Below are 22,923 nucleotides of genomic sequence, written 5' to 3'. Positions count from 1 at the left end.
CGAAAGCTTTGAAAGTTTTTTTTGAACAATTTAAATACCGCTTGACTGTTTATAAGCTGCCAAGCTATTCACCGGACTTCAATCCTATAGAAAAGCTGTGGAAAAATATCAAAACGGATGAAATCCATTTACATTATTTTCCGACTTTTGATGATCTCAAACAAAAAGTTGAACAGGCTCTTTTGCGGTATTCCGGTCGGAAAAAAGACATTCTCAAACTTTTTCGATTTTATAACGATTTAAAAGTTGCTTAAAATTAAGATGGTTATGAAGTCAAATTAGTTTTCTGGAATACTATATTCCTCTTATGCGTAAATAACGTCGCTCCCCATGCGGGAGCGTGGATTGAAACGCGGCAACGGCAGTCATTGTTGACATGCCGATCTGAGTCGCTCCCCATGCGGGAGCGTGGATTGAAATCGGCCGGATAGTATCAGGCAAAAGGTAACAGGGGCATTGCCCACCTTGAAATCTATACGGGGATAGGCAGTGGCGGGACCAGCCATTATACTCAGGTAAACCCCGGGGGATACCGGTACAATTTCCGGTAAAAATGCAGTGGCTTCTGCCGCCTGAATTTCAAAAACAAATTCTCCCAACTGCCCGGCAACCGGATAGATAAAGTCGGATCGCATCTGAATACAAGCGGTCATAAACTGGCCTTACTCAATTCATATCGGTCATGTTTCCGTAAAAATTCGTCCTTGGAAAGGTTTTGTAATACCAGCAGCACGGCACATAACAACAAATTTGTCACAACTAAAAAAAATAATAAAATACCATTAAAGATAACACTTGACATGATTAGAGGTTTCAAATAATAATTTAGCCGCTCCTAACCTATATTGGTCAATATAATTAAAGGAGGGGAAAATGGAGCATAATTTTACCATGGAAACCTATAAACAAGATAAAGACCTTCATATCGATATGAAAGGAACCTTTGACGGGGCATCTGCTTTTGCCCTGATCCAGGAAATTGGAAATGGAATTTACGATAAGGATAATTGTATTTATGTGGAAACCAAAAATATTTCAACGGTTTATTCTTTTGGCAAAACGATTTTAGCTTCTAATATTCCTAAAAGATGCAGAAAAAGCGTTTGTTTTGGCGGTGCCGTGGCTGACCAGATTGCGCCTGAGGGATGCGCCATAGAAGACAGGCGTCTTAAGCAGGATTGTCATAAATGCACCGGTAACTGCAAAAACTGTCAATGCAAAAATAAATGAATAAAATCAATTCCCACATCCGTGGCCGTATAGATTTTTAAAGAGAGTACAAAAACTGAAATCATGTTATTATTCGGGGGAGGGATGTAAAGTGTCCCCCGAATTCTAATAATGCCCCATGCCTAACCCGAAATCAGCATAGTGAAATTACATTGCCAGACTCTTTACAGCTTAGAGCAGACTCTTTTTTGCCTCATCAAGGTTGAAACCATAGGTTTCTGTAACAAAATCGAGATCCTTATCACCTCGGCCACTGAGATTGATCAGAATAGAACCATGCCCCATTTCTTTGGCAAGCTTCATAGAATAAGCCACTGCATGGGCACTCTCCAAGGCTGGAATAATGCCTTCAACCCGAGCGAGGGTGTAGAACCCATCGAGGGCTTCGATATCATTGGCAATTTCATAGCTGATACGACCATCATCTTTCATCAGGCTATGCTCAGGCCCAACCCCTGGGTAATCAAGGCCGCTGGCAATGGAGTAGACTGGAGCTGGCTCGCCCTTCTCGTCCTGGAGCAGGTAACATTTAAAGCCATGAATAATTCCAGGCTTGCCAAAGGCTGCTGTGGCGGCATGGTCACCAAGGTTAAGAGAGCGACCACCGGGTTCAACCCCAACCAGCTTAACCGGATCCTTGATAAAGCCTGAGAAAATACCCATGGCGTTAGAACCACCACCGACACAGGCACAAACAACATCCGGTAGTTCTCCGGTCATATCAAGGAACTGTTCTCTGGATTCGATTCCCACCACAGCCTGAAAATCTCTGACCATCATGGGGAAGGGGTGAGGGCCTACTACCGAACCAATACAGTAGATTGAGGTGATGGGATCCTTTAAATAGGCCTGGAAAGCTGAGTCAACAGCTTCTTTCAGGGTTTTAAGACCAAAGGAGACAGGAACCACAGTGGCACCAAGCAGTTTCATCCGAATGACATTGGGTGCTTCTTTGACTATATCTACTTCACCCATATGGATTTCACACTCTATCCCAAAATAGGCAGCAGCTGTTGCCAGGGCAACCCCATGCTGACCTGCACCTGTTTCGGCGATAAGCTTCTTTTTGCCCAAATAGTTGGCCAGGAGAGCCTCTCCCATACAATGGTTGAGCTTATGGGCACCGGTATGATTGAGATCTTCACGTTTGAGATAAATTTGAGCGCCACCACAGAGCTGTGAAAGACGGTCTGCATGAAATACCGGAGTTGGGCGTCCTTGGTAGTGCTTACGGATAGAACGAAGTTCTTCTATAAATTTATGGGTTTTACAGATATGCAAATATGCGTCGGTAATTTTACCCATCTCCACCTGTAGTTCCGGTGGGATATAGGATCCGCCATAGTCGCCAAAGTGTCCAGTTGAATCGGGGTACTGATTGGGATAACGGGAGTAATCTTTTGTCATGGTATGCCCTTTATTGCTGAGGGTTAGGAAGGATAGAAATTTCCTTTTTTTCAAGCACGGTATAACAAAGAATAAAAAGATTATCAAGCGTCTGGGAGTAACCTGGGGTTGAACGGAGATAAGTAATTAAAAATATAAGAAAAAAATAAATAATAGTAAATATTCGGATTAGTCATTTGCAAGTTGATTTGAGCAAAGTTCTAAAATTTTTATCAAGAGGATCAAACCCTAAGTCTCAAGGATAGGCCCTTCATTAAAAGCCTTATTCTACAGAATGTCCCGGCTTAAATCGGTAGCCAGATTTAAAATGAGCGAATGGGGAGATATATCTATTCGTGGGAGGCATTAAAGGTTTCCAAAAAGCGTTGTCCCGAGTGCCTGAAAGGGATGTGCCATAGAAAACAGGCATCATTGATTTTTATCCACATTCCTATTAGACTGTGGGCCAATTGAATTGAATACGGCCCGGCTGTATTTTCTAACCTAAAATTTGTCAGATTCTTTTTCAAAAAGGACAGTGTCATGACCTTTCAGCGAAATACCGGCGCTATTCGTGTATTGCTTATGGCTGCAGCAATTTTTCTGGCCGCATATGGGCAGGCCCATGCCCGGGCATCTGTTTATGTTCCTGATGCCCTTGCACCCTGGAAAGAATGGGTGCTGCACGGAAAAGAAGCGCAGTTGTCATGCATCCCCATGTACAACAATGCAGAACAGGTCCTTTGCGCCTGGCCAGGCGCGTTAAGTCTGAATCTGACAGACAGCGGGGGCACCTTTGAACAATCCTGGCAGGTGTATATCCAGACCCGGGTCGATCTGCCGGGAACCGGTCGCCACTGGCCCGGACAAGTTCTGGCCAACGGCAATCCTGTCGTGGTTCTGGACCAGGAGAATACCCCGGGCCTCATGCTTTCCCCGGGCACTCATACAATCTGCGGACAATTTGCCTGGCAGACCATGCCCGAAAGCCTCAACATCCCGGCATCAACCGGCCTGGTAAGCTTAAAAGTTAATAATCAGCCCGTAAAGTTCCCGGACCTGGACGACAAGGGCCGGTTGTGGCTGAAACACAGGACCTCTGAAAAACGGATGGAAGACCGGTTGAAAATTGAATGTTTCCGGCTGATTGAAGATGATATTCCGGCCCGGATGTCAATTGATCTTACCCTGGAAGTATCGGGTCAGGCCCGGCAAATGGTGCTGGGACCGGTATACCCAAGCGATACGTTCACCCCGGTATCCTTTGAAAGCCCGCTGCCCGCCCGTCTGGAATCCGACGGCCGGATCACCATCCAGGTCCGGCCCGGACGCTATAACATTAACCTTAATCTGCGCCATTCAGGGCCTTTGGAGACCGTCCGGTTCATCCGTCCGGACCAGGCATTCTGGCCGGATAAGGAGATCTGGTCCTTCAGTGCCAGGACCGACCTGAGGCGGGTGCAGATTTCAGGGGCAGAACCCGTTGACCCCAAACAAACGGCCATGCCGGCAAAATGGCGATCCTTTCCGTCGTACCTGATGGCACCGGCCACCACACTGGTTTTTAAGCAAATCAAACGGGGAGATCCCGAACCGGCCCCGGACCAGCTCTCCCTGGACCGGACCCTGTGGTTGCGTTTTAACGGTGCAGGCTATTTTCTCCAGGATAAAATCACGGGCAAAAAAAACACCAACTGGCGCCTGGAACTGGATCCGGCCATCCAGCTAGGCCAGGTTCTTGTGGATGGTAAAGAGCAGTTGATCACCAAAAGAGAAGATAGCGACAAGGCCGGCATTGAGCTGAGAAACGGCAGGATTAATATTTTGGCTGATGCCACCTTTGAAAAAGGGATTGCCAAGGTTCCGGCAACGGGCTGGGACCATGATTTCAATGACGTAAAAGGTACGCTTAACCTGCCTGCGGGCTGGAACTTGATAAATGCCCGGGGCGTGGACCGCATCCCCGGCACCTGGGTGGGCAGATGGACCCTGCTGGATTTTTTTGTGGTCCTGATTTTTACCATTGCCCTGGCCCGGGTCTACTCAAAACCTTTAGCGATTCTGGCCTTTGCCACCCTGGTGCTGATCTTCCATGAAGACCAGGCACCCAAGTACATCTGGCTGGTACTCCTGGTGGGGTTCACCTTGCTCAAACATCTGCCCGGGGGAAGGATGCGTGCCTTTGTCAAACTTTGCCAGGGCCTGGCGCTGGTCAGCTTTGCCGCCATTGTGATCCCGTTTGCCATCCAGACCCTTCGCATCGGCATATACCCGGAACTGGCCAGAACATGGACCGACACCTCAAATACCGTGATCCGGTCCGGGGTCCGGGACCAGGTAAGAATAATGGCAAACGAAATCCAAGACCAGATCGTAGCAGAAACGGCCCCCCCGGCCCCGGCCCGAAAGGAGTCGATGCGCCTGGGAAGCATGGTCAAAACCATGTCCACGACCAGTGCGCCGGCAAAAGCCGGCGGGTCCGATCAAGTTATGCAGTACGATCCCAAAGCCAGAACCCAGACAGGCCCGGGTTTGCCCCTGTGGCCAGCCTATAAAACCATCCCCTTTTCCTGGTCCGGTCCTGTGAGTAAAGACCAGTCCATCGGTTTTTTCCTGATCGGGCCAAAAATCAATCTGGCCCTGGCCTTTTTGCGGGTCGCCCTGGTGGTGCTTTTAGGTGCGGGCATGCTCGGCATTGGCAAAGGCGGCATTAAAAAGGCCGGTGCAACCGGCATCAGACAGATACTTCCTGCGTTCTTTGCACTTGTTCTGTGCCTTACGCCGGCATTGTCCCATGCAACACAATTCCCGCCAAAGGCCATGCTGGAAGAACTGGAAAAGCGGCTGCTTGAAACGGATAAATGTTTTAATAACTGCGCAAATCTGCCCCAGGCGTCCATTGATCTGAAAGAAGATGTGATGAAGGTCAGCGTGTCGGTTCACGCAGCCATTGACACGGCAATTCCCCTTCCCGGAAATGACAGCCAGTGGCTGCCGTCCCAGGTAACCGTGGATGACCGAACTGCTGCCGGTATCTTTAAAAAAGAGGGACAATTCTGGGTAATGGTCCCCAAAGGCCGCCACAAAATAGACCTTGACGGCGCCATACGCCAGCAGAGCGGTTTCCAGCTTTTCTTTCCTCTAAAACCCCGGCACCTGGATATTGCCATGGACGGCTGGACCGTTCAAGGCAGTCATCCCGACGGCAGCTTTGATGCCCAGCTCCAGTTTAAACGAAACGCCCGGGCAGATGATAAAAATCAGCAGGTGCTTGAGACAGGTGTCTTGCCCGCCTTTGCCAGGGTTGAACGCACCCTGCTGCTCGGGCTTGTCTGGAAAGTAAACACCCGGGTGATCCGTGAAGGCGAAGCCAAGTCAGGCATGGTCCTTGACATTCCCTTGCTTCCCGGCGAATCCATCACCACCGAAGGCATCCGGGTACAGGGGAATACGGCAAAGGTCAATTTCCGGTCCGGACAGAAAATACTGACCTGGGAATCCTTTCTGGCACCCTCGGATAAAATAGAGTTAAAACACGCGGATACCCGGGACTGGACCGAAATATGGAAGGTGGATATCAGCCCTGTTTTCCACATGGAATACCAGGGCACCCCTGTGATCTTTCATAAAACCGGCACCCGCTGGTATCCCACCTGGCACCCCTGGCCCGGGGAGACCCTGGTACTGACCATCACACGGCCCCAGGGTATCGAGGGGCAGACAATGACCATTGAAAAAAGCCTGCTGACCTTTTCACCAGGCAGGGCAGCCACCACGGCCCGGCTGGATCTTACCATCAACAGCAGCCAGGGCGGACGCCACACCATTACCCTGCCCAAAGACGCCAGGCTGCAGGAGGTGAAAATTCAAGGCAAAATCAGCCCCATCCGTCAGGATCAGAACCAGGTGACCCTGCCCATTGTTCCCGGGCACCAGGACATTGCACTCCAATGGGTGTCGTCCAGCGGGATTACCCCCTTTTATAAAACACCAGCCGTGGATTTAGGCATGGACAGCGCCAACACCTGTGTGGACATTAAACCCGGCAGCAGCCGGTGGACCCTGTTCCTGGGCGGGGAACCGGCGATAGGCCCGGCCGTGCTGTTCTGGTCCGAACTGATCGTGATCCTGATCATTGCCTTTATCCTGTCCAAAACCGGATGGACACCGTTGAATCTGTTGCAGTGGTTCCTGCTGTTCATCGGTATCACCATGAATCATCCGGCAGCCGCCATCATTGTGGCGGGCTGGCTCATTGCCCTGGATTTAAGGCCCAAAGCCGATCAGTTCACCGGCATGAAATTCAACCTGATCCAGCTGGGTATCGTGGCATTGACCCTGGCATCGGGTGTATGTCTGGTTTTCAGCATCTCCAACGGACTTTTAGGCCATCCGGATATGAACATCCGGGGAAACGGTTCCAGTGCCCTTCTGATGCGCTGGTACCATGATGTGTCAGGACCTGCCCTGCCCCGGACCTGGATGGTGTCCATCCCCATGTGGGCCTACCGGGTTGCCATGCTGGCCTGGGCGCTTTGGGTCTCCTTCTGGCTCATCAATGTTCTGAAATGGGGATGGGCCAGATTTTGCACCCCGATACTGTGGTCCAAAGTGCAACTGCGCAAGCCCAAATCCCATCAAAAGGCGCACTGGACCCCGGCAGACCAAACCCGGGAGCAGGCTGCCCCTGATCCTGAAACAGATGCCGATAAAAGCAATGCGCCGGATTAGGCTAGTATCCTAATCGGCTATAGGGATAGAGAGATAACCCAGGCAACTTGATGGTGTACCAGCGAAATCACGGCCATTCCCTGATCACCACCAGATACAGCATATCCAGATACAGCATATATTGATTACAGGCATTGGGTATGCTATTAGACGCCAGCCATGAAAATTGTACAGTTTGTAAATAAATAACATATTGCACAGCATCCAGCAGGAATAATACAATACTATGACATCGCAACTTGATTTAGTCAGAGCCATTCACAATATCAGCCGGCCGCAACTGCTCATAAAAAGTTTTGACGGTATACATATCAGCCGGCCGTCACAAAGCAATATGGCTTCGCTGTCAGACCAGATCTATGTGCCGGCCATACGTCCGGAAAGCCTTGGGAATTCAGAATTTAAGCGGCGCCATGGTTTAAAATATGCCTATGTGGCCGGTGCCATGGCCAACGGCATCGCATCCACAGCACTGGTAAAAACCATGGGTGAAAACGGGATGGTCGGTTTTTTCGGTGCCGGCGGATTGGGCCTGTCACACATTGAATCAGCCATCCTTGAACTTAAGGCCGGCCTTGGGGACAAACCCTTTGGATTCAATCTGATCCACAACCTGGCAGACCCGGACCATGAAATGGCAACGGTAAATCTCTATATTCACCATGGGGTGACCCTGATATCTGCTGCCGCATTCCTGCGGATCACCCTGCCTTTAGTCTATTATCGTATCAAAGGTATCCATAGAGACAACCAGGGTGCCATTGTCACCCCCAACCGCATCATTGCAAAGGTGTCCCGCATTGAAGTGGCCCGGCAGTTTTTTGCACCGCCGCCGGAAAAACTGCTCAACCAGTTGGTTGACCGGCAGATGATCACTGCAGATGAAGCCATGCTTGCCTCGCAAATCCCCATGGCCCAGGATCTTACCGCCGAGGCCGATTCCGGCGGACATACGGATAACCGCCCTGCCCTGACGCTGTTACCGACGTTAATTGCCCTGAAGAACGAAGCCATGGCAACATATAATTTTCAACACCCGCTTTGCGTAGGGCTTGGCGGCGGCATTGCCACGCCGGAATCCGCATCTGCCGCTTTCAGCATGGGTGCTGCATATATCCTTACCGGATCCATTAATCAAGCATGTGTGGAAGCCGGCATCTGCGAGGAAGTTAAAAAACTGCTCAGCCAGGCCGAACAGGCGGACGTTGCCATGGCTCCTTCCGCAGACATGTTTGAAATCGGCGCACGGGTTCAGGTGCTTAAACGCGGGACTTTGTTTCCTGTCCGCGCAGAAAAGCTGTATCAGTTTTACAAAAATTATACCTGTTTTTCAGACCTTCCCCAGGCAGCCCAAAAGGAGATCGAGGATAAATTTTTATTCACCTCATTTGAGTTGGCATGGCAGTCCACCCGGGATTTTTTTCTGTCCCGGGGAAATCAACAGGAGGTGGACCGTGCAGAGCAGAACCCTGCGCATAAGATGGCCCTGGTTTTCAGATCCTATCTCGGGCAGTCTTCCAGGTGGGCAATCCAGGGCAATACCCAGCGTAAAATGGACTATCAGGTCTGGTGCGGCCCGGCCATGGGCGCATTCAACCAATGGGTCAAAGGCAGCTTTCTTGAACCTCATACCAACCGGTTTGCAGCAGAAATCGCCATGAATCTGCTCACCGGGGCCTGTGTTGTCACCCGGGCCGCATTTGCAAGGGCCCAGGGCATTGAACTGCCCCCTGGTGCAGGAGTTTTTTCGCCCATGAAATCCAGTGAAATAACAAAACTGATCGCTTCCGAATCCATGGAAGAATCTATGTAAAACTTTTGTCAATATCCCTGCCTGCAGGTGATTCGAGCCCCTGTGCCGTATATATAGGTTTTGATAAAATATATTTTAACCCAGCAACCATAATTATATTTCATACATGACACCCAAAGCCGCAACTGAAACACAGACGCCTTATCCCCCCAGGACGCCCATTGCCATCATCGGCATGGGCTGTATTTTTCCTGAATCCAGAAACCTTAAGGAATTCTGGAGATTGGTATTCAACGGCATTGATGCCATCACACAAGTGCCTGAAGACTCGCACTGGCGTCTGAAAGATTATTTCAATGAGGACCCGGACTGTCCTGACCATACCTATTGCAGCAGGGGGGGGTTTTTACCGGACATTGCCTTTGACCCTCTCACCTATGGCATTCCCCCCAAAAATATTGAGGCCACGGACACCTCCCAGCTTCTCGGTCTGGAAGTGGTCCGCATGGCACTTGCCGATGCAGGCTACCCTGTGGGCCATGCCCATCTGAAAGAAAAACGGGTGAATGTCATCCTCGGGGTAACCGGCACCCAGGAACTGGTCATCCCCCTTGGCGCAAGGCTGGGACATCCATTTTGGAAAAATGCCCTGGATGCAGCCGGTATTGCCCCGGATAAAAAGGAACGCATATTAAAACGGATCAGCGACTCCTATGTCAGTTGGCAGGAAAATTCATTCCCAGGTCTTCTGGGCAATGTAGTGGCCGGAAGAATCGCCAACCGCCTGGACCTGTCCGGCACCAACACCGTGTGTGATGCGGCATGTGCCAGCTCCTTTTCCGCCATTCATACGGCCATGATGGAACTTGAAACCGGACGGTGCGATATGTCCATCACCGGCGGGGTGGACACCCTCAATGACATTTTCATGCACATGTGCTTTGCCAAAACCGGTGTATTGTCCCACACCAGTGACGCCCGGCCATTTTCAAAAAATGCCGACGGTACCGTGCTTGGCGAAGGCATCGGTCTGCTGGTGCTCAAGCGGCTGGCCGATGCCCAGCGTGACCAGGACCGGATTTATGCGGTCATCAAAGGCATGGGCACCTCCAGTGACGGGCGCACCTCCGCCATATATGCCCCCGAGGCCAAAGGACAGATCAAGGCCCTGGAAAACGCCTATGGCAGCGCAGGTGTTTTGCCCGAATCCGTGGGGCTGATTGAAGCACACGGAACAGGGACCCGGGTGGGTGACAAGGTTGAATTCACTGCCCTGAAAAATTTTTTCAAGGACAACGCCGCGGCATCCACAGCCCTGGGATCCGTAAAATCCATGATCGGGCACACCAAAGCCGCAGCAGGTGCTGCAGGCATTATCAAGGCTGCCCTGGCCCTGCACCACAAGGTCATTCCCCCCACACTGAAAGCCCAGGCCCCTGACCCGGATCTGGATATACAAAACTCCCCCTTTTATCTCAACCAGGTCTCAAGACCTTGGATTGGCAACAATACGCTGAATTCCCTGAGATGTTCCGGGGTTTCCGCCTTTGGGTTCGGCGGATCAAACTTTCATGCCGTGCTTGAAGAGTACTCTGCTGAAAAAACCAATATCTCCTGGGACGGTACAGTGCAGATTATGGCTTTTTCCGGTGAGACCAAAGAAGAGATTGTTGAAAAGCTGGATACCATTTCCGAAACCATAAAAACCTATGATATTCGGGACAAGGCCGCCGTTACCCAGGCCATTGCCTGGCAGGCAGCGCAATCCAGAAAATCATTCTGTTCAGACCATGATCTGCGGTTATTGATTTTGATGACTGACCAGGATGATGTTTTTGAACGGATGACCCTGGCAAAAGGTGTGGTCAATGACGGTCAACCGGCCAAACCGCCTGTATTCTTCGGCAAAGGTGCAGCATCAGGAAAACTGGGCTTTGTTTTCCCGGGCCAGGGAAGCCAGTACACCGGCATGGGCGGCCAGCTTATGTCTGTTTTTCCGGAAAGCCTTGAGATTCTTGATATGGCCCAGTCCTGTGTCGGTAATACAGATGCAGGCCAACAGGATCATGGGCTGCTGTCCGCCTATATGTATCCGCCGCCGGAATATGCCATGGATAAAACATCGGCCGAGGCAGCCCTGCGCCAGACCCGCATCGCCCAGCCAGCCATTGGTGCGGTCTCTTTGTCCATGCTCAAAATTCTCTCCCGGTTCAAGGTGGTGCCCCAGATGACCTGCGGCCACAGTTACGGAGAATTGTGCGCATTATATGCAGCCGGCTGGATTGATGCCCAAACCTGTCTTGAACTTTCGGCGGCCCGGGGCAACTTCATGGCCAGGGCCGGCCAAAAAGCAGGTGATCCCGGCAGCATGCTTGCGATCCAGGCCCCCATTGAACAGATCGAGTCCCTCATTGAAGCCGAGAAACTCGACCTTGTCTTGGCCAACAGGAACGGCCCGTCCCAGGGCGTGTTATCCGGGGAGACCCGACACATTCTCAACGCTGAAAAGATCTGTAAAACCCGCAGAATGCGGGCCATCAGACTGCCTGTGGCCGCAGCGTTTCACAGCCGCCTGGTGGCCGACGCCGCAGCCCCGTTCAATGCATTGACCCGGAAAGCAGCCATTACCCCGACGCAAATCAAGGTGTTATCCAATACAACCGGATCACCCTACCCTGAAGATTTGACCCGGGCCCAGGATCTTTTAGGACAGCAGTTGATGCACCCCGTTGACTTCATTGGCAACATCAGACAGATGCATGAACAAGGGGTTGACACCTTTGTGGAGGTCGGTCCCAAGTCTGTTCTGTGCGGGCTGATTAAATCCATTTTAAAAGACCGGGATGTGCAGACCATTGCCCTGGATAAATCAGATAAATCAGCAGATAACTCAGCTGGAAAATCAGCCGGGAAAAATTACGGTATCCGGGATTTGGGGATGGGATTATGCGCCCTTGCAGCCATGGGTCATCCTGTGGATCTTTCTGCCTGGGAAGAGGATGTGCCCCCCCCTGAGTCTAAAAAACTTGTCATCATGCTCAACGGAGCCAATCCCAAACCCCCGCCATCTGAAACAAGACCACCTGAAACAAGCCAGCCTGAAATGAATCCGGTTGAAGAAGCTCCCATTCATCCCCCCAAAAACGAAAACATTGCCCAGGATTCATCTGTTTATACGACGGTTTCACCCCAACAGACATCCACCACACAAGGAAATGCCATGACATCTTTTCCACACCCTGAATTTAACGATTCACACGTCCAGACAACGTCAAATTCAATGTCAAATCCAATCCAACCCGTGACTGCAAATCAGGTTCCGGCAAACCCGGATATCCTTGTCCAGGGTCTCAATGCCATGCAGCAGCTCCAGGCCCAGACCGCCCGGGCCCACGAAAAGTTTTTGGAAACCCAGGCCCAGGCCAGCCAGGCCCTGGCCGCACTGATGTCACAAACCCGTGGACAGGTGTTCCCCCCGGCCCCGGCAGCCCCTGTGATTCAGCCTCCGGTCCCGGCACAGGCCATGCCTTACCAGCAGCCCCGGATGTCTGAGCCAGCCCCATTACCATCAATTCAAAAAACAATGCAACAGACAACCCCCAAGCCTGTGCCTCCCCAGATCCGGCAGCCCCAACCGACAGCAGCAGCACCGGCGGCAGCCCCTGCCCCGGGAGTTAAAAATGTCCTGTTTGACATTGTCAGCCGTTTAACAGGTTTCCCGGTGGAGATGTTGGAACCTGAAATGAATATTGAATCAGACCTTGGCGTTGATTCCATTAAAAAAGTTGAGATCATTTCAGAACTTGAAAAAGCATTTCCTGACAAAGAGGATCTATCCGCCCAACGCCTGGGTTCAGTCAAAACCCTGGCAGATATCTGCACGGCGGTTGAAACAGACCCGGGAAATACCCCGGCATCTGGGCAAACAGCCGCCCCCATTGCCAATGCGCAAAATAAGCAAAAAAATAACCCGCCGGCTAAAGATACCCTTGGCATTCTGGTGAACATTATCAGTGAATTAACAGGGTTCCCCCAGGAGATGCTCGAACCCGGAATGAACCTTGAATCGGATCTTGGCGTTGACTCCATCAAACGGGTTGAAATTTTATCCCGCCTCGAACAGGAACAACCTGAATCCAGGGCATTATCGCCGGATGACATGGGCAGCTTGAAAACCCTGTCCGATATCGTAAAATACTTAACGCCGGAACAAACACCGATTTCCAAAGAAGCCACAAAAAAAAAACTTCGCATGACCCCATAAGTGACCAGAACCAGGCCGGGCAGGCCAAAGAAACAAAATTAAAGGGGCCTGCCAGGCAGGAAGTTGTGCTCACAGCCTTCCCCACCCATCAGATCCGTTTTTATAATGGGGCAAGAATTCACATGCCTTCGGATAAAACCATTTACCTGACAAGGGATAGTGCAGGCATTGCCATCGCTTTTGAAAAAGAGTTTAAAAAACTCAAACTTGCCGCCCGGATTATCGATGCCACCCCGGATAACATCCCGGATCTGCCCGATGCAGCAGGCCTTGTCCTGATACCGGACGCCTTTTGTCAACCCGGCGACGACGCGTTGGCCACTCAGTTTCTTTTAACGGCGTTCCGCATGGCATCAAAAAACGGGCCATACCTGGCGGCAAGTGCCAGGCAAGGCAGCAGCTTCATGGCCTGTATCAGCTTTCTTGGCGGCGGCTTTGGCTTTAAAAATCTTGACCCGCAAATCAGCCCTGTTTACGGGGGCATGGCAGGCCTTGCCAAAACAGCGGCCCTTGAATGGAAACCGGTCCTGTGCCGGGCCCTTGACCTGCCATTTGATAAAAAAGCCATAAAAAAGAACGCTGAAGCCGCCGTGGGGCTGATGATGACCCGGGGCGCCGTGGAAATGGGGCTTGACGGTGAGCAATGTTACATCCCCGAACTTGTATCCAAACCGGTCAGCGCCCCCCTGGAAATTTGCCTGGACAAATCCGATGTTGTGGTGATTTCCGGCGGTGCCCGGGGCGTTACAGCGGCGTGTGCCCTTGCCCTTGCCAAGCAGTGCCACCCTAAAATAGCGCTTTTCGGCAGATCCAAACCGCCCTTTGACGAACCCGCATGGCTTAAAGGTATGGATACACCCGCCCAAATGAAAACAGCCATCTTTGCCAATGCCTTTGAAAAAGAAAAACCAACACCTGCCAGGGTGGAGGCCCAGTATCGCCTTTTTGCTTCAAACCGGGACATTAAAGCCAATCTGGAACGTATACAAAAATGGACCGATGAGGTGGCCTACTTTTGCGTAGACATCCGGGATAAAGACCTTGTCAACGGGGCCATGAAAAAAGTGACCCGGCAGTTAGGTCCTGTAACCGCCTTGATCCATGGGGCAGGTGTGCTTGAAGATAAATTGATCTGTGAAAAAACACCCGACCAATTCAGAAATGTATTTGAAACCAAAATCAACGGACTTTTTGCACTTCTTTCGTCAGTGGATCAGGACAAACTGAAATATCTGGTCATGTTCTCATCGGTTGCGGCAAGATTTGGAAATACCGGACAATGCGACTACGCCATGGCCAACGAAGTGCTCAATAAAATTGGCCAGGCCAGACAACTTACCCTTCCCCATTGCAGGGCGTTAGCCATCAATTGGGGCCCCTGGGACGGCGGCATGGTCACGGACGCCCTGAAACGGGAATTTGAAAAACGCCATATTGAGCTGATCCCCATCCAGGCAGGCGCACACCAGATGGTGGCGGAAATGGGCAATGCCGATAGAGCCTGCGTTGAGGTCGTTGTGGGGGGCACCATATCTCCAGAGGTGCCGGACCCAGCTTCCGTGATGAATAAAGCCCTGACCCAGACCTTCAGCAGCCAGGACAGTTGCATTATTGAAGACCATAAAATTGACAATGCACCGGTTGTTCCCCTGGCTTTAATGGTGGATCTGCTGGCCTGCGGTGCTGAAAAAAACAATCCGGGCCTGACTTTTGCCGGAATGGAAAAGGTGCAGCTGCTCAAAGGGATTGTGCCGGGCAATGGCAAAACAGAAGTCCAGGTGGACATTGGAAAGTGCGTCACCATTGATCATCAGCTCTTTACACCCGGCCGTATTACCTCTTCGGGTAAAAACGGATTAACAATCCACCATGCCAGGGCCCAGGTGTTATTAGCGGATAAGCTTCCCCAGCCGCCGGTATTATCAAAATCAGCATCCATGGACCTTGAACCCTTTGGAATGAGCATGGATCAGGCCTATGAAACCATTCTTTTCCACGAAGGCGCCCTTCAATGCATTACTGACATTACCGGCGTGTCGCCCAAGGGAATTGAGGTGATGACAACCACAGCACCGGACATCGGCACATGGTATAAAACACCCCATGCAAGGCAATGGGTCATGGACCCCATGGTTCTGGATGCAGCCTTCCAGGCGGCGATTTTGTGGACCTTCCATAATTGCGGACAGGTCTGCCTGCCCGCAAGCTTTGCCAATTTACGAATATTTCACTCCTTTCCCAGACAAAGCGGACATAAGATCCGGATATTATTTACGGTCAACCACCAGGATCAGCACAAAATTAAGGGATATTTTACATTCCTTGATGAAAACAAAACGATCATTGCAAGCATGATGGGATTTGAAGCTATCATGGACCCGGGGCTGCTTGATAAATTTAAATCCAGCCCCCTGTTTGACCGGGATAAAATTTTAGCCTTTGCCCAGGGCAATCCATCCGAAGCGTTTGGAGAACCCTATAAAATTTTTGATCACGCGCGTGAAATTGCAAGATTGCCAAGACCGCCCTACTTTTTTATGGACGCGGTGACAAAAGCAGACCACCCCGCCTGGCAAACCGCGCCCGGCGGGTGGATAGAAAGCAGGTATAAAATTGATAAAGACGCATGGTATTTCGCAGCCAACCATAGCGACACCATGCCGTTTTGTATTCTCCTTGAAGTGGCCCTTCAACCCTGTGGCTGGCTTGCAGCCTATGGCGGCGCAGCCCTGACCTGTGAAGACCGCCTTCATTTCAGAAACCTTGGGGGAAAAGCCAGACTGGTCAAAAACCTGACCCGGACATCCGGGTGGGTGAAAATCCGTGTCAGAATGACCGACGTGTCCAAGGCCGGTGGCATGATCATCCAAAAATTTGATATGGATGTGCAACACAAGGGAGAGTCCGTTTACACAGGCTTCACCAATTTTGGATTTTTTACGGCTGATGCCTTATCCAAACAAGTGGGAATCAGGAAACCCGAGGCGTTTTTGAGCCTTGCAAAAAACAGCCCGCAATCTGAAATCGCACTTGAAGATCATGCGCCTTTAACCCCGGAAGATCAAAATATCGGCCCCAATACGGGAATGCCGGGAAAAGCCTTGAGAATGATAGACAAAATCACCTTCCTTGATTTCAACGCAGGATTGCACGGCCAGGGGCTGATCCAGGGTGAAAAACAAGTGGACCCCGATGAGTGGTTCTTCCATGCCCATTTTTATCAGGATCCGGTCTGCCCGGGTTCCCTGGGCATAGAATCATTCCTCCAGTTGATCCGATTTTTCATGGTCAAAAAATTCGATCTTGACCCGGAACAGTTTACACCGGCAATTGATGAAAACCATGAACATGAATGGATATACCGGGGACAGATTATCCGCTCGAACGCAAACATTGTTGTCCAGGCCCATATAAGTGCGTGTTCCATGGATGAAACAGGTTGCAGGGCAATGGCGGACGGTACCCTGTGTGTGGATGGGATCTGTATCTATGAAATGAAAAATTTTTGTTTTTCTTTGCAGGCCTTAACCATTACAACGGATTCGAAAACGGCTAAAAAAATATCCAACCTGTCCTGACAGGTTTTTGATAAAGACTCTTTTTCCTGCCCCCCTTTTTTTTTCTATCCGAAAAAAGTTCTATATAACTAATAAAATATTGACACGAAAAAAAAATTACGTTAATAAAAGTTGTCATTTGAATTATATTTAAGGTGTAAAATGAAATCATCCAAGATCAAATCAGCCCTGACTTCTCTTTTATCCATCTCTCAGCCTGTGTTCATATGGGGGCCGCCCGGCATCGGCAAAAGCCAGATTGTCCGGCAGACAGCGGCGTCACTTGATCTGGATATTGTTGATATCAGGGCGGTTCTTTTGGATCCGGTGGATCTTCGAGGCCTTCCCAGGATCAGCCAGGATGGCCTGTCCCACTGGTGTGCCCCGGCCTTTTTGCCCACCACAGGCTCAGGCGTTCTTTTTCTTGATGAGCTAAATGCTGCCCCGCCTCTGGTTCAGGCCGCATGCTACCAGCTGGTTCTTGATCGAAAACTTGGCGAGTACCAGTTGCCTGACAACTGGTCTGTTGTGGCCGCAGGCAACCGGGAACAGGACCGGGCTGTGTCACACAGGATGCCGTCTGCACTTGCCAACCGTTTTGTCCATATTGATTTTGAGGTGAACACTGACCAGTGGCTTGAATGGGCCCAAGGATATGGTATATCCCGGCAGGTACGGGCTTTTATAAGGTTTCGGCCCTCGCTGTTACACGACTTTGACCCCAAAAGAGAAACCCGGGCCTTTGCCTCTCCCCGGTCCTGGGAATTTGTGTCAAGACTTTTGGAATCAGATCCTGAACCGGAAATGATTCCCGAACTTGTTGCCGGGGCTGTGGGAAAAGGGGCTGCTGCTGAATTCACAGGGTTTCTTGACTTATGGGACCAGCTGCCCTTGCCTTTGGATATCATTTCTGATCCCGAGGGCATACCTGTTCCGGATAACCCTGCGGTACTTTTTGCATTAAGTGAAATGATGGGTGCGGCCATGACCCTTGAAAATATCACCCTTGTCATGGCCTGGGCCCGGCGACTGCCCCCTGAATTCTCTGTTCTTCTGATGCGTGAAGCTGTGCGAAAAACACCCCGGGTCGTTGAAACGGCTGATTTTGCTGACTGGGCATCCATGAACGCTCAAATTCTGGTGTGACATTGGCAATAGAAGATAAACAGGCCAAAGACCGCTTGCTTAAAGCAAGGGCTGACATGGTGTTGAACCATCCTTTTTTTGCCTCCCTTGCCATGCGTTTGACACTCAAAGAGGACCGGACCTGCAGGACAGCCTGGACCGACGGTAAAACCTTTGGCTACAATCCGGATTACATTAATATTCTTCCCCGGGACAAACTTGTGGGCCTGTCTGCCCATACGGTCATGCATCCTGCCTGCAATCACCATTTGCGCAGAAAAGACAAGGAACCCGAAGCCTGGAACAAAGCCTGTGACTATGTCATTAATCCTATTTTGCTGGATGCCGGTTTAGTCCTCCCCGATGGTTTCCTCTGGGATGATACATATATTGGAAAAACCGCAGAGCAGGTTTACGAACGCTTAATTGAAGATTCGGGGGATGAAGAGAATAGCGAGCCTGATCCGGCAGCACAAAAAAGCGCCCCTGATAAAGAACAAAAAAACAAGGAGGATGAGAGCTCATCCACAGATGATTCGGAAAATGGCGATGAAAAACGTCCTGACCCGGATGATGACATGGATCCCGGGGGAAGCGGTGAGGTCAGGGACGGTCAAACGTCTGAAACCACGCCACCTTCAGGGCAGAACGATACGGATACAAACTGGGACCAGGCCTTGGTTCAGGCAGCATCCAATGCCAGGAGCATGGGAAGCCTGCCAAAGGGGATAGAGCTTCTGGTCAAAGAACGATTCAGCCCCACACTGCCCTGGGCATCCTTGCTTTCCAGATTTATTCAGCAGTCTGCCCGCCATGATTACAGCTGGACAAGACCCAATCGCAGATATATCCACCAGGGCCTTTATTTTCCAAGTTTAGTGTCGGATCAACTGCCACAGCTTGTGCTTGCCATAGATACCTCGGGCAGCATAAAACCTGTAGAACTCGAGCGGTTCGGGGCCGAACTCCAGGCCATTTTGTCCATGAATCCAAGTCTTATACATCTGGTCTATGCGGATATGGCTGTCACGGGATACGAAATGATCAGCGATCAGGATTTAAACCTGGCCTTTGCACCCAAAGGCGGCGGGGGTACCGATTTTACCGTGGTGTTTGACTTTGTCCAAAGCCAGGGCATAAATCCGTGCTGCCTTCTTTTTTTCACAGATATGGAGTGCCGGCGGTTCCCCTCATTTACACCGCCATATCCGGTGCTCTGGATCAGGACCGGGCAGAGCGGTTATACGCCGCCATTTGGCCAGATAATAGAGATGTTGCCTGATTGGCTATAGCTGATTGGAGATAATCATATGAAAGTCAATTGGAAGATCAGAAAAAAACGAGGAAATTTCAGGCCCAGGCTTACATATACAATAAGCCTGGACGCATATGAAAAAAAGCTGGCCATTCACGCTGTTCAGGTTGAAAGCCATATCCCCATGATTCCGGGTTCTCATTTAAGTTATTGTCTGCCGGGTGAACACGAAAGAAGCATGTCATGGAAGCCGGACAGATATCATGTGCTTCAGGTCCCGTATTTTAAAGACGGGTATATTGATGGATTTATCCGTCTGCCGTTTAAAGAGTCGGGGCAATATCCCGAAGTGGTATCATCCTTTGAAAAACTTCGAGAAGAGTACGAAAAAAAAGTGTGCATGGTTTATGCACACCCGCCGCTGGAACAGACAGGAAGTCTTGACACCACTGATGACACCCGAAGCCGGATCGCATCAACGGTGACGGCCAATCGTCTGTTATCAATGATAACAAAATCAAAATTTGACGCATATTAAAATGACCGGGCTAAACCAATCGGGCTAAACCAATCGGGCTAAACCAATTGGGCTAAACTAGGCGGCTGTCAAGTCCGCACCGGTCTGCGGCAGCCCGGTCCAGCATGTGGGCGAGCGCTTTGGGCTTGCCCGGAAAAAACCCAAAGGTCTTCATCCATACCTCTTCATCTTCCATGCAAAAATAGACAGCAACACCAGGGGCAAGCTGCCGGAACAGGGCACCAAGGCGCTGATACATGGCGATGCGTAATGGCTTGAAATAGCGCATTTTATTGTCAAGCCCGGTGATGAATTCACCGTAGGGGATGGTTGAGTCCGGAAACCGCGCTTCAATGATGGATTTTAAATGGGGCATAAACCTGAATGTGCCGATGGAAATCCATACAACATCTTCAGGGCTGACATGGGCAAAGATGGCCTCAACCACCTTTTCATAAGCACCTTCGCATCCGGGATACAGGAAAATAGGGTCAAAATGAAATGCCACCCGAAATCCCTTTGACACAGCTTTGGCTGCCGCCTTAAGCCGTGCGGAAAGGCTGGCTGTGCCCCGCTCCTGGGATGCTATCATTTCAGGGGTATTCAATGACCAGGACAGAATGGTTTTCCGGTTATGGTCCAGGTCCAGAAGGGAGTCTATATTGACGGTTTTGGTTTTCAGTTCAAGAATCGCCCGGTCCTGGGTCGCGAATTTTTCAACCAGGAATCCGGGCATCAGGCTGACCGGTTCCCAGATCAGGGAATCTGTGTACTCGCCGGTGCCGATGCGTACAATGTGATCCCCTTGAAAAACCGGGTCCAGTGCGGCAGTGTACTGGTCAAAACCTGCAAAATACTGGAGCACGGGAGGATGAAAATAGGCTTGCAGGATGCAGTAGGAACAATCCATGGTGCAATAGGTACCGCAGTGCAAAATGGTGTAATCACAGCAGGTGTAGTAGCTGGTGCCCGGGCATTGACGGATCAGGGCGCCCTTGTTGCGGGTGATGTAAAGCACTTTTTTGGCAAAGCCCACGGGATCATCGGACTGGTTGATCAGGTCATATACAGGTCTTGGGTCCGCGACCTTTTCCGGGGTGGGTTTGAGTTTTGAGATCAGGTACTCAATTTCCGGCGTCTGATCCAGATCCTTGTCCATGAATACCCGGATTGGATTGATCATATTTATCTGTCCACAAGGGATTTGAAGTCGTTGAGGTCTGCAAGTTCGGCCAGGCGGTTGAGGCGTGTTTTAAACTCATCCATATTTTTAAATTCCATTTGCATGGCATAGATTATTCCCTCAAAATTTTCAGGAACAGCCAGTTGAAGTCCGGAATCCAGTTCAAGGGCCTTGATCTGTTCCCGGGCCTGTTTTTTAGCTGCCGTAAGTGCAGGAAAACGTCTCTGGGCAAGAAACGCCTTGAACTGCTTTCCAAGGGCACCCATATCCCTGTGGCCCAAACGGCTGCCCCCCTGCCCTGTCCCATCTCCATTCGTGATCCCCAAAGGACTTTCCTGGATGAGTTTTGACACGCTTATTTTTTCAAGGGCGCATATCTCCTTTGCCCATGCAATGATTTCCATCTGGATGCCCGAGGACGCTTTGATTTGGGAAAAAAGATGTAAAAACCCAGCCCGGGTCTCTGCATTCATGGACACAAGATGTTTACACGCCTTAATGGATATTTGACCTTGATCCAGAAGATCGAGAACAGGATCGGGCAGGGCATGGATACGCGCCAGCGTATTAATATATCCTGAATTCAGCGGCATGTTGAAAATGGACGTTGCGTTTTCTGCAATACTTTGGGCATCCATGAAACGTAATAAAAGAACGGTTGCCCGGATAAGTTCTGCAGGGGTCAGCTCCCTTGAAAATGAATTTTCGGTTACAGCAGCCATGGCAGCATCAAGGGTTTCTCCGGCCGGCATGACACGGCAGGTTATCCGGGACAGGCCTGCATGCCTGGCCCCTTCAATCCGCCTGAACCCGGACACCACAATGTATTTATCCTGTCCGCGCAACACCAGGGGCGGAACCATGATGCCATATTGGGATATGGATGACTTGAGATGTTCGCTATCATGGTGGGGTCCTGTAATGCGAAACCCGGTGTCTGAAAGATCAACCTCGGACACCGGGATATCTGTAAAAGTCATTACCGGCATGGATCAGATGGATTCTCCGGTCAGCCGGGTAAAGATTTCCTTGTAGGTTCTACTGGTATTTTCAATGATTTCCCGGGGCAGTTCGGGGCCTGGCGGGGTTTTGTCCCAGCCTGAATTGGTCAGCCAATCCCTGACAGTCTGTTTGTCAAAACTTTTCTGTCCCCTGCCGGGGGTATAATCGTCCAGGGGCCAGAACCTGGATGAATCCGGGGTCATGATTTCATCAATAAGGATAATTTCACCATCAAGCAGGCCAAACTCAAATTTTGTGTCCGCAATAATAATGCCTTTTTCCAGGGCAAGGGCAGAACCGCGGTTATAAATTTCAAGGCTCAGGTCCCGCAGTTTTTCAGCGGTTTCCTTCCCTATAATATTCACCGCCTCATCAAAACCGATGTTGATGTCATGATCACCGATTTGCGCCTTGGTGGACGGGGTAAACAAAGGCGTTTCAAGCTTGTCAGACTCCCTGAGGCCCTGGGGCAGCCTGATATTGCATACATGACCTTCGGCTTGATAGGATTTCCAGCCTGATCCTGAAATATAGCCTCTTACGATACACTCCACAGCCATGGGTTGGGCTTTTTTCACCAGCATGCTGCGGCCTTCAAGCTTGTCTCTGTATTTATGAAACTGCACCGGATAATCATTGACATCCGTACTGATAATATGGTTTTTAACGATGCTTTCCATCTGTTTAAACCAGAACACAGAAATCTGGTTCAATACCTTGCCTTTGTCCGGAATGGCGTCTGGCAACACTACGTCAAACGCGGAAAGCCGGTCGGTTGTAACCATGAGCAGGGCATCTCCCGTATCAAAAATGTCCCTGACCTTTCCTTGTCTGATCAATGGCAGACCTTCATATTCTGTTCCGGGTATAATGCTCAAGCCTTCCTCCTGTCCTTAAAATTCAATTTAAAAATTTTGCTG

14 protein-coding genes are annotated in these 22,923 nt (G+C 50.5%); 9 read left to right on the top strand and 5 right to left on the bottom strand.

What is annotated here, in order from left to right:
- Positions 1–254 (top strand): transposase (locus Q366_RS10085; RefSeq protein ID WP_211251882.1); only part of this gene is annotated, 254 nt, incomplete at its 5' end.
- A 111-nt stretch (positions 255–365) separates the two neighbouring features.
- Here Q366_RS10085 and Q366_RS10080 read toward each other — a convergent pair.
- Complete coding sequence (locus Q366_RS10080) at positions 366–653, bottom strand: hypothetical protein (protein WP_035238632.1); 288 nt, start codon at positions 651–653, stop codon at positions 366–368.
- A 220-nt stretch (positions 654–873) separates the two neighbouring features.
- On the opposite strand from Q366_RS10080, the gene Q366_RS10075 reads away from it, so the two are divergent.
- On the top strand, positions 874–1,230 hold the full coding sequence (locus Q366_RS10075; RefSeq protein WP_035238631.1) for a hypothetical protein: 357 nt from the start codon (positions 874–876) through the stop codon (positions 1,228–1,230).
- Between the two features lie 171 nt (positions 1,231–1,401).
- Here the strand turns inward: Q366_RS10075 and trpB are convergent, their stop codons facing one another.
- Complete coding sequence (gene trpB / locus Q366_RS10070; protein ID WP_035238630.1) at positions 1,402–2,637, bottom strand: tryptophan synthase subunit beta; 1,236 nt, start codon at positions 2,635–2,637, stop codon at positions 1,402–1,404.
- A 522-nt stretch (positions 2,638–3,159) separates the two neighbouring features.
- Here trpB and Q366_RS10065 point away from each other — a divergent pair.
- From Q366_RS10065 to Q366_RS10035, 7 genes are all read left to right on the top strand, one after another.
- Complete coding sequence (locus Q366_RS10065; RefSeq protein ID WP_035238629.1) at positions 3,160–7,347, top strand: hypothetical protein; 4,188 nt, start codon at positions 3,160–3,162, stop codon at positions 7,345–7,347.
- 226 nt (positions 7,348–7,573) lie between these two features.
- On the top strand, positions 7,574–9,160 hold the full coding sequence (locus Q366_RS10060) for a PfaD family polyunsaturated fatty acid/polyketide biosynthesis protein (protein ID WP_035238628.1): 1,587 nt from the start codon (positions 7,574–7,576) through the stop codon (positions 9,158–9,160).
- Positions 9,161–9,266: 106 nt separating this feature from the next.
- Positions 9,267–13,364, top strand: a complete 4,098-nt coding sequence (locus Q366_RS10055; RefSeq protein ID WP_051957962.1) for a type I polyketide synthase — start codon at positions 9,267–9,269, stop codon at positions 13,362–13,364.
- A 65-nt stretch (positions 13,365–13,429) separates the two neighbouring features.
- The gene (locus Q366_RS10050; protein ID WP_245619922.1) at positions 13,430–16,942 is read left to right on the top strand and encodes an SDR family NAD(P)-dependent oxidoreductase; all 3,513 of its coding nucleotides are present in this window, start codon (positions 13,430–13,432) and stop codon (positions 16,940–16,942) included.
- A gap of 141 nt (positions 16,943–17,083) precedes the next feature.
- Complete coding sequence (locus tag Q366_RS10045) at positions 17,084–18,067, top strand: AAA family ATPase (protein ID WP_035238626.1); 984 nt, start codon at positions 17,084–17,086, stop codon at positions 18,065–18,067.
- Between the two features lie 2 nt (positions 18,068–18,069).
- Positions 18,070–19,338 carry a vWA domain-containing protein gene (locus Q366_RS10040; RefSeq protein WP_051957961.1) on the top strand — a complete coding sequence of 423 codons (1,269 nt, stop codon included), beginning with the start codon at positions 18,070–18,072 and terminating at the stop codon, positions 19,336–19,338.
- A gap of 18 nt (positions 19,339–19,356) precedes the next feature.
- Positions 19,357–19,839 (top strand): hypothetical protein, encoded by a 483-nt coding sequence (locus Q366_RS10035; RefSeq protein WP_051957960.1) that lies wholly within the window; start codon positions 19,357–19,359, stop codon positions 19,837–19,839.
- A 52-nt stretch (positions 19,840–19,891) separates the two neighbouring features.
- On the opposite strand, the gene Q366_RS10030 is transcribed toward Q366_RS10035, so the two are convergent.
- Genes Q366_RS10030 through Q366_RS10020 form a run of 3 tightly spaced genes read right to left on the bottom strand, consistent with a single transcriptional unit; the run spans position 19,892 to position 22,881 of the window.
- Positions 19,892–21,001 carry an SPL family radical SAM protein gene (locus Q366_RS10030; protein WP_035238624.1) on the bottom strand — a complete coding sequence of 370 codons (1,110 nt, stop codon included), beginning with the start codon at positions 20,999–21,001 and terminating at the stop codon, positions 19,892–19,894.
- Positions 21,002–21,003: 2 nt separating this feature from the next.
- The gene (locus Q366_RS10025) at positions 21,004–21,990 is read right to left on the bottom strand and encodes a ParB/RepB/Spo0J family partition protein (protein WP_035238623.1); all 987 of its coding nucleotides are present in this window, start codon (positions 21,988–21,990) and stop codon (positions 21,004–21,006) included.
- Positions 21,991–21,993: 3 nt separating this feature from the next.
- Complete coding sequence (locus tag Q366_RS10020; protein ID WP_035238621.1) at positions 21,994–22,881, bottom strand: phosphoribosylaminoimidazolesuccinocarboxamide synthase; 888 nt, start codon at positions 22,879–22,881, stop codon at positions 21,994–21,996.
- Positions 22,882–22,923 lie beyond the last annotated feature (42 nt).

Source organism: Desulfobacter vibrioformis DSM 8776, assembly GCF_000745975.1.
GTDB lineage: Bacteria > Desulfobacterota > Desulfobacteria > Desulfobacterales > Desulfobacteraceae > Desulfobacter > Desulfobacter vibrioformis.
Note: the sequence above shows the minus strand (reverse complement) of the source record. Positions and strands in the feature narration are given on the sequence as shown.

Bases quoted from the DNA above. Each gene is read 5' to 3' on its own strand.
- Q366_RS10035 (WP_051957960.1), top strand. From the start codon at position 19,357: ATGAAAGTCAATTGGAAGATCAGAAAAAAACGAGGAAATTTCAGGCCC.
- Q366_RS10030 (WP_035238624.1), bottom strand. From the start codon at position 21,001: ATGATCAATCCAATCCGGGTATTCATGGACAAGGATCTGGATCAGACG.
- Q366_RS10060 (WP_035238628.1), top strand. From the start codon at position 7,574: ATGACATCGCAACTTGATTTAGTCAGAGCCATTCACAATATCAGCCGG.
- trpB (WP_035238630.1), bottom strand. From the start codon at position 2,637: ATGACAAAAGATTACTCCCGTTATCCCAATCAGTACCCCGATTCAACT.
- Q366_RS10065 (WP_035238629.1), top strand. From the start codon at position 3,160: ATGACCTTTCAGCGAAATACCGGCGCTATTCGTGTATTGCTTATGGCT.
- Q366_RS10075 (WP_035238631.1), top strand. From the start codon at position 874: ATGGAGCATAATTTTACCATGGAAACCTATAAACAAGATAAAGACCTT.
- Q366_RS10080 (WP_035238632.1), bottom strand. From the start codon at position 653: ATGACCGCTTGTATTCAGATGCGATCCGACTTTATCTATCCGGTTGCC.
- Q366_RS10025 (WP_035238623.1), bottom strand. From the start codon at position 21,990: ATGCCGGTAATGACTTTTACAGATATCCCGGTGTCCGAGGTTGATCTT.
- Q366_RS10055 (WP_051957962.1), top strand. From the start codon at position 9,267: ATGACACCCAAAGCCGCAACTGAAACACAGACGCCTTATCCCCCCAGG.
- Q366_RS10045 (WP_035238626.1), top strand. From the start codon at position 17,084: ATGAAATCATCCAAGATCAAATCAGCCCTGACTTCTCTTTTATCCATC.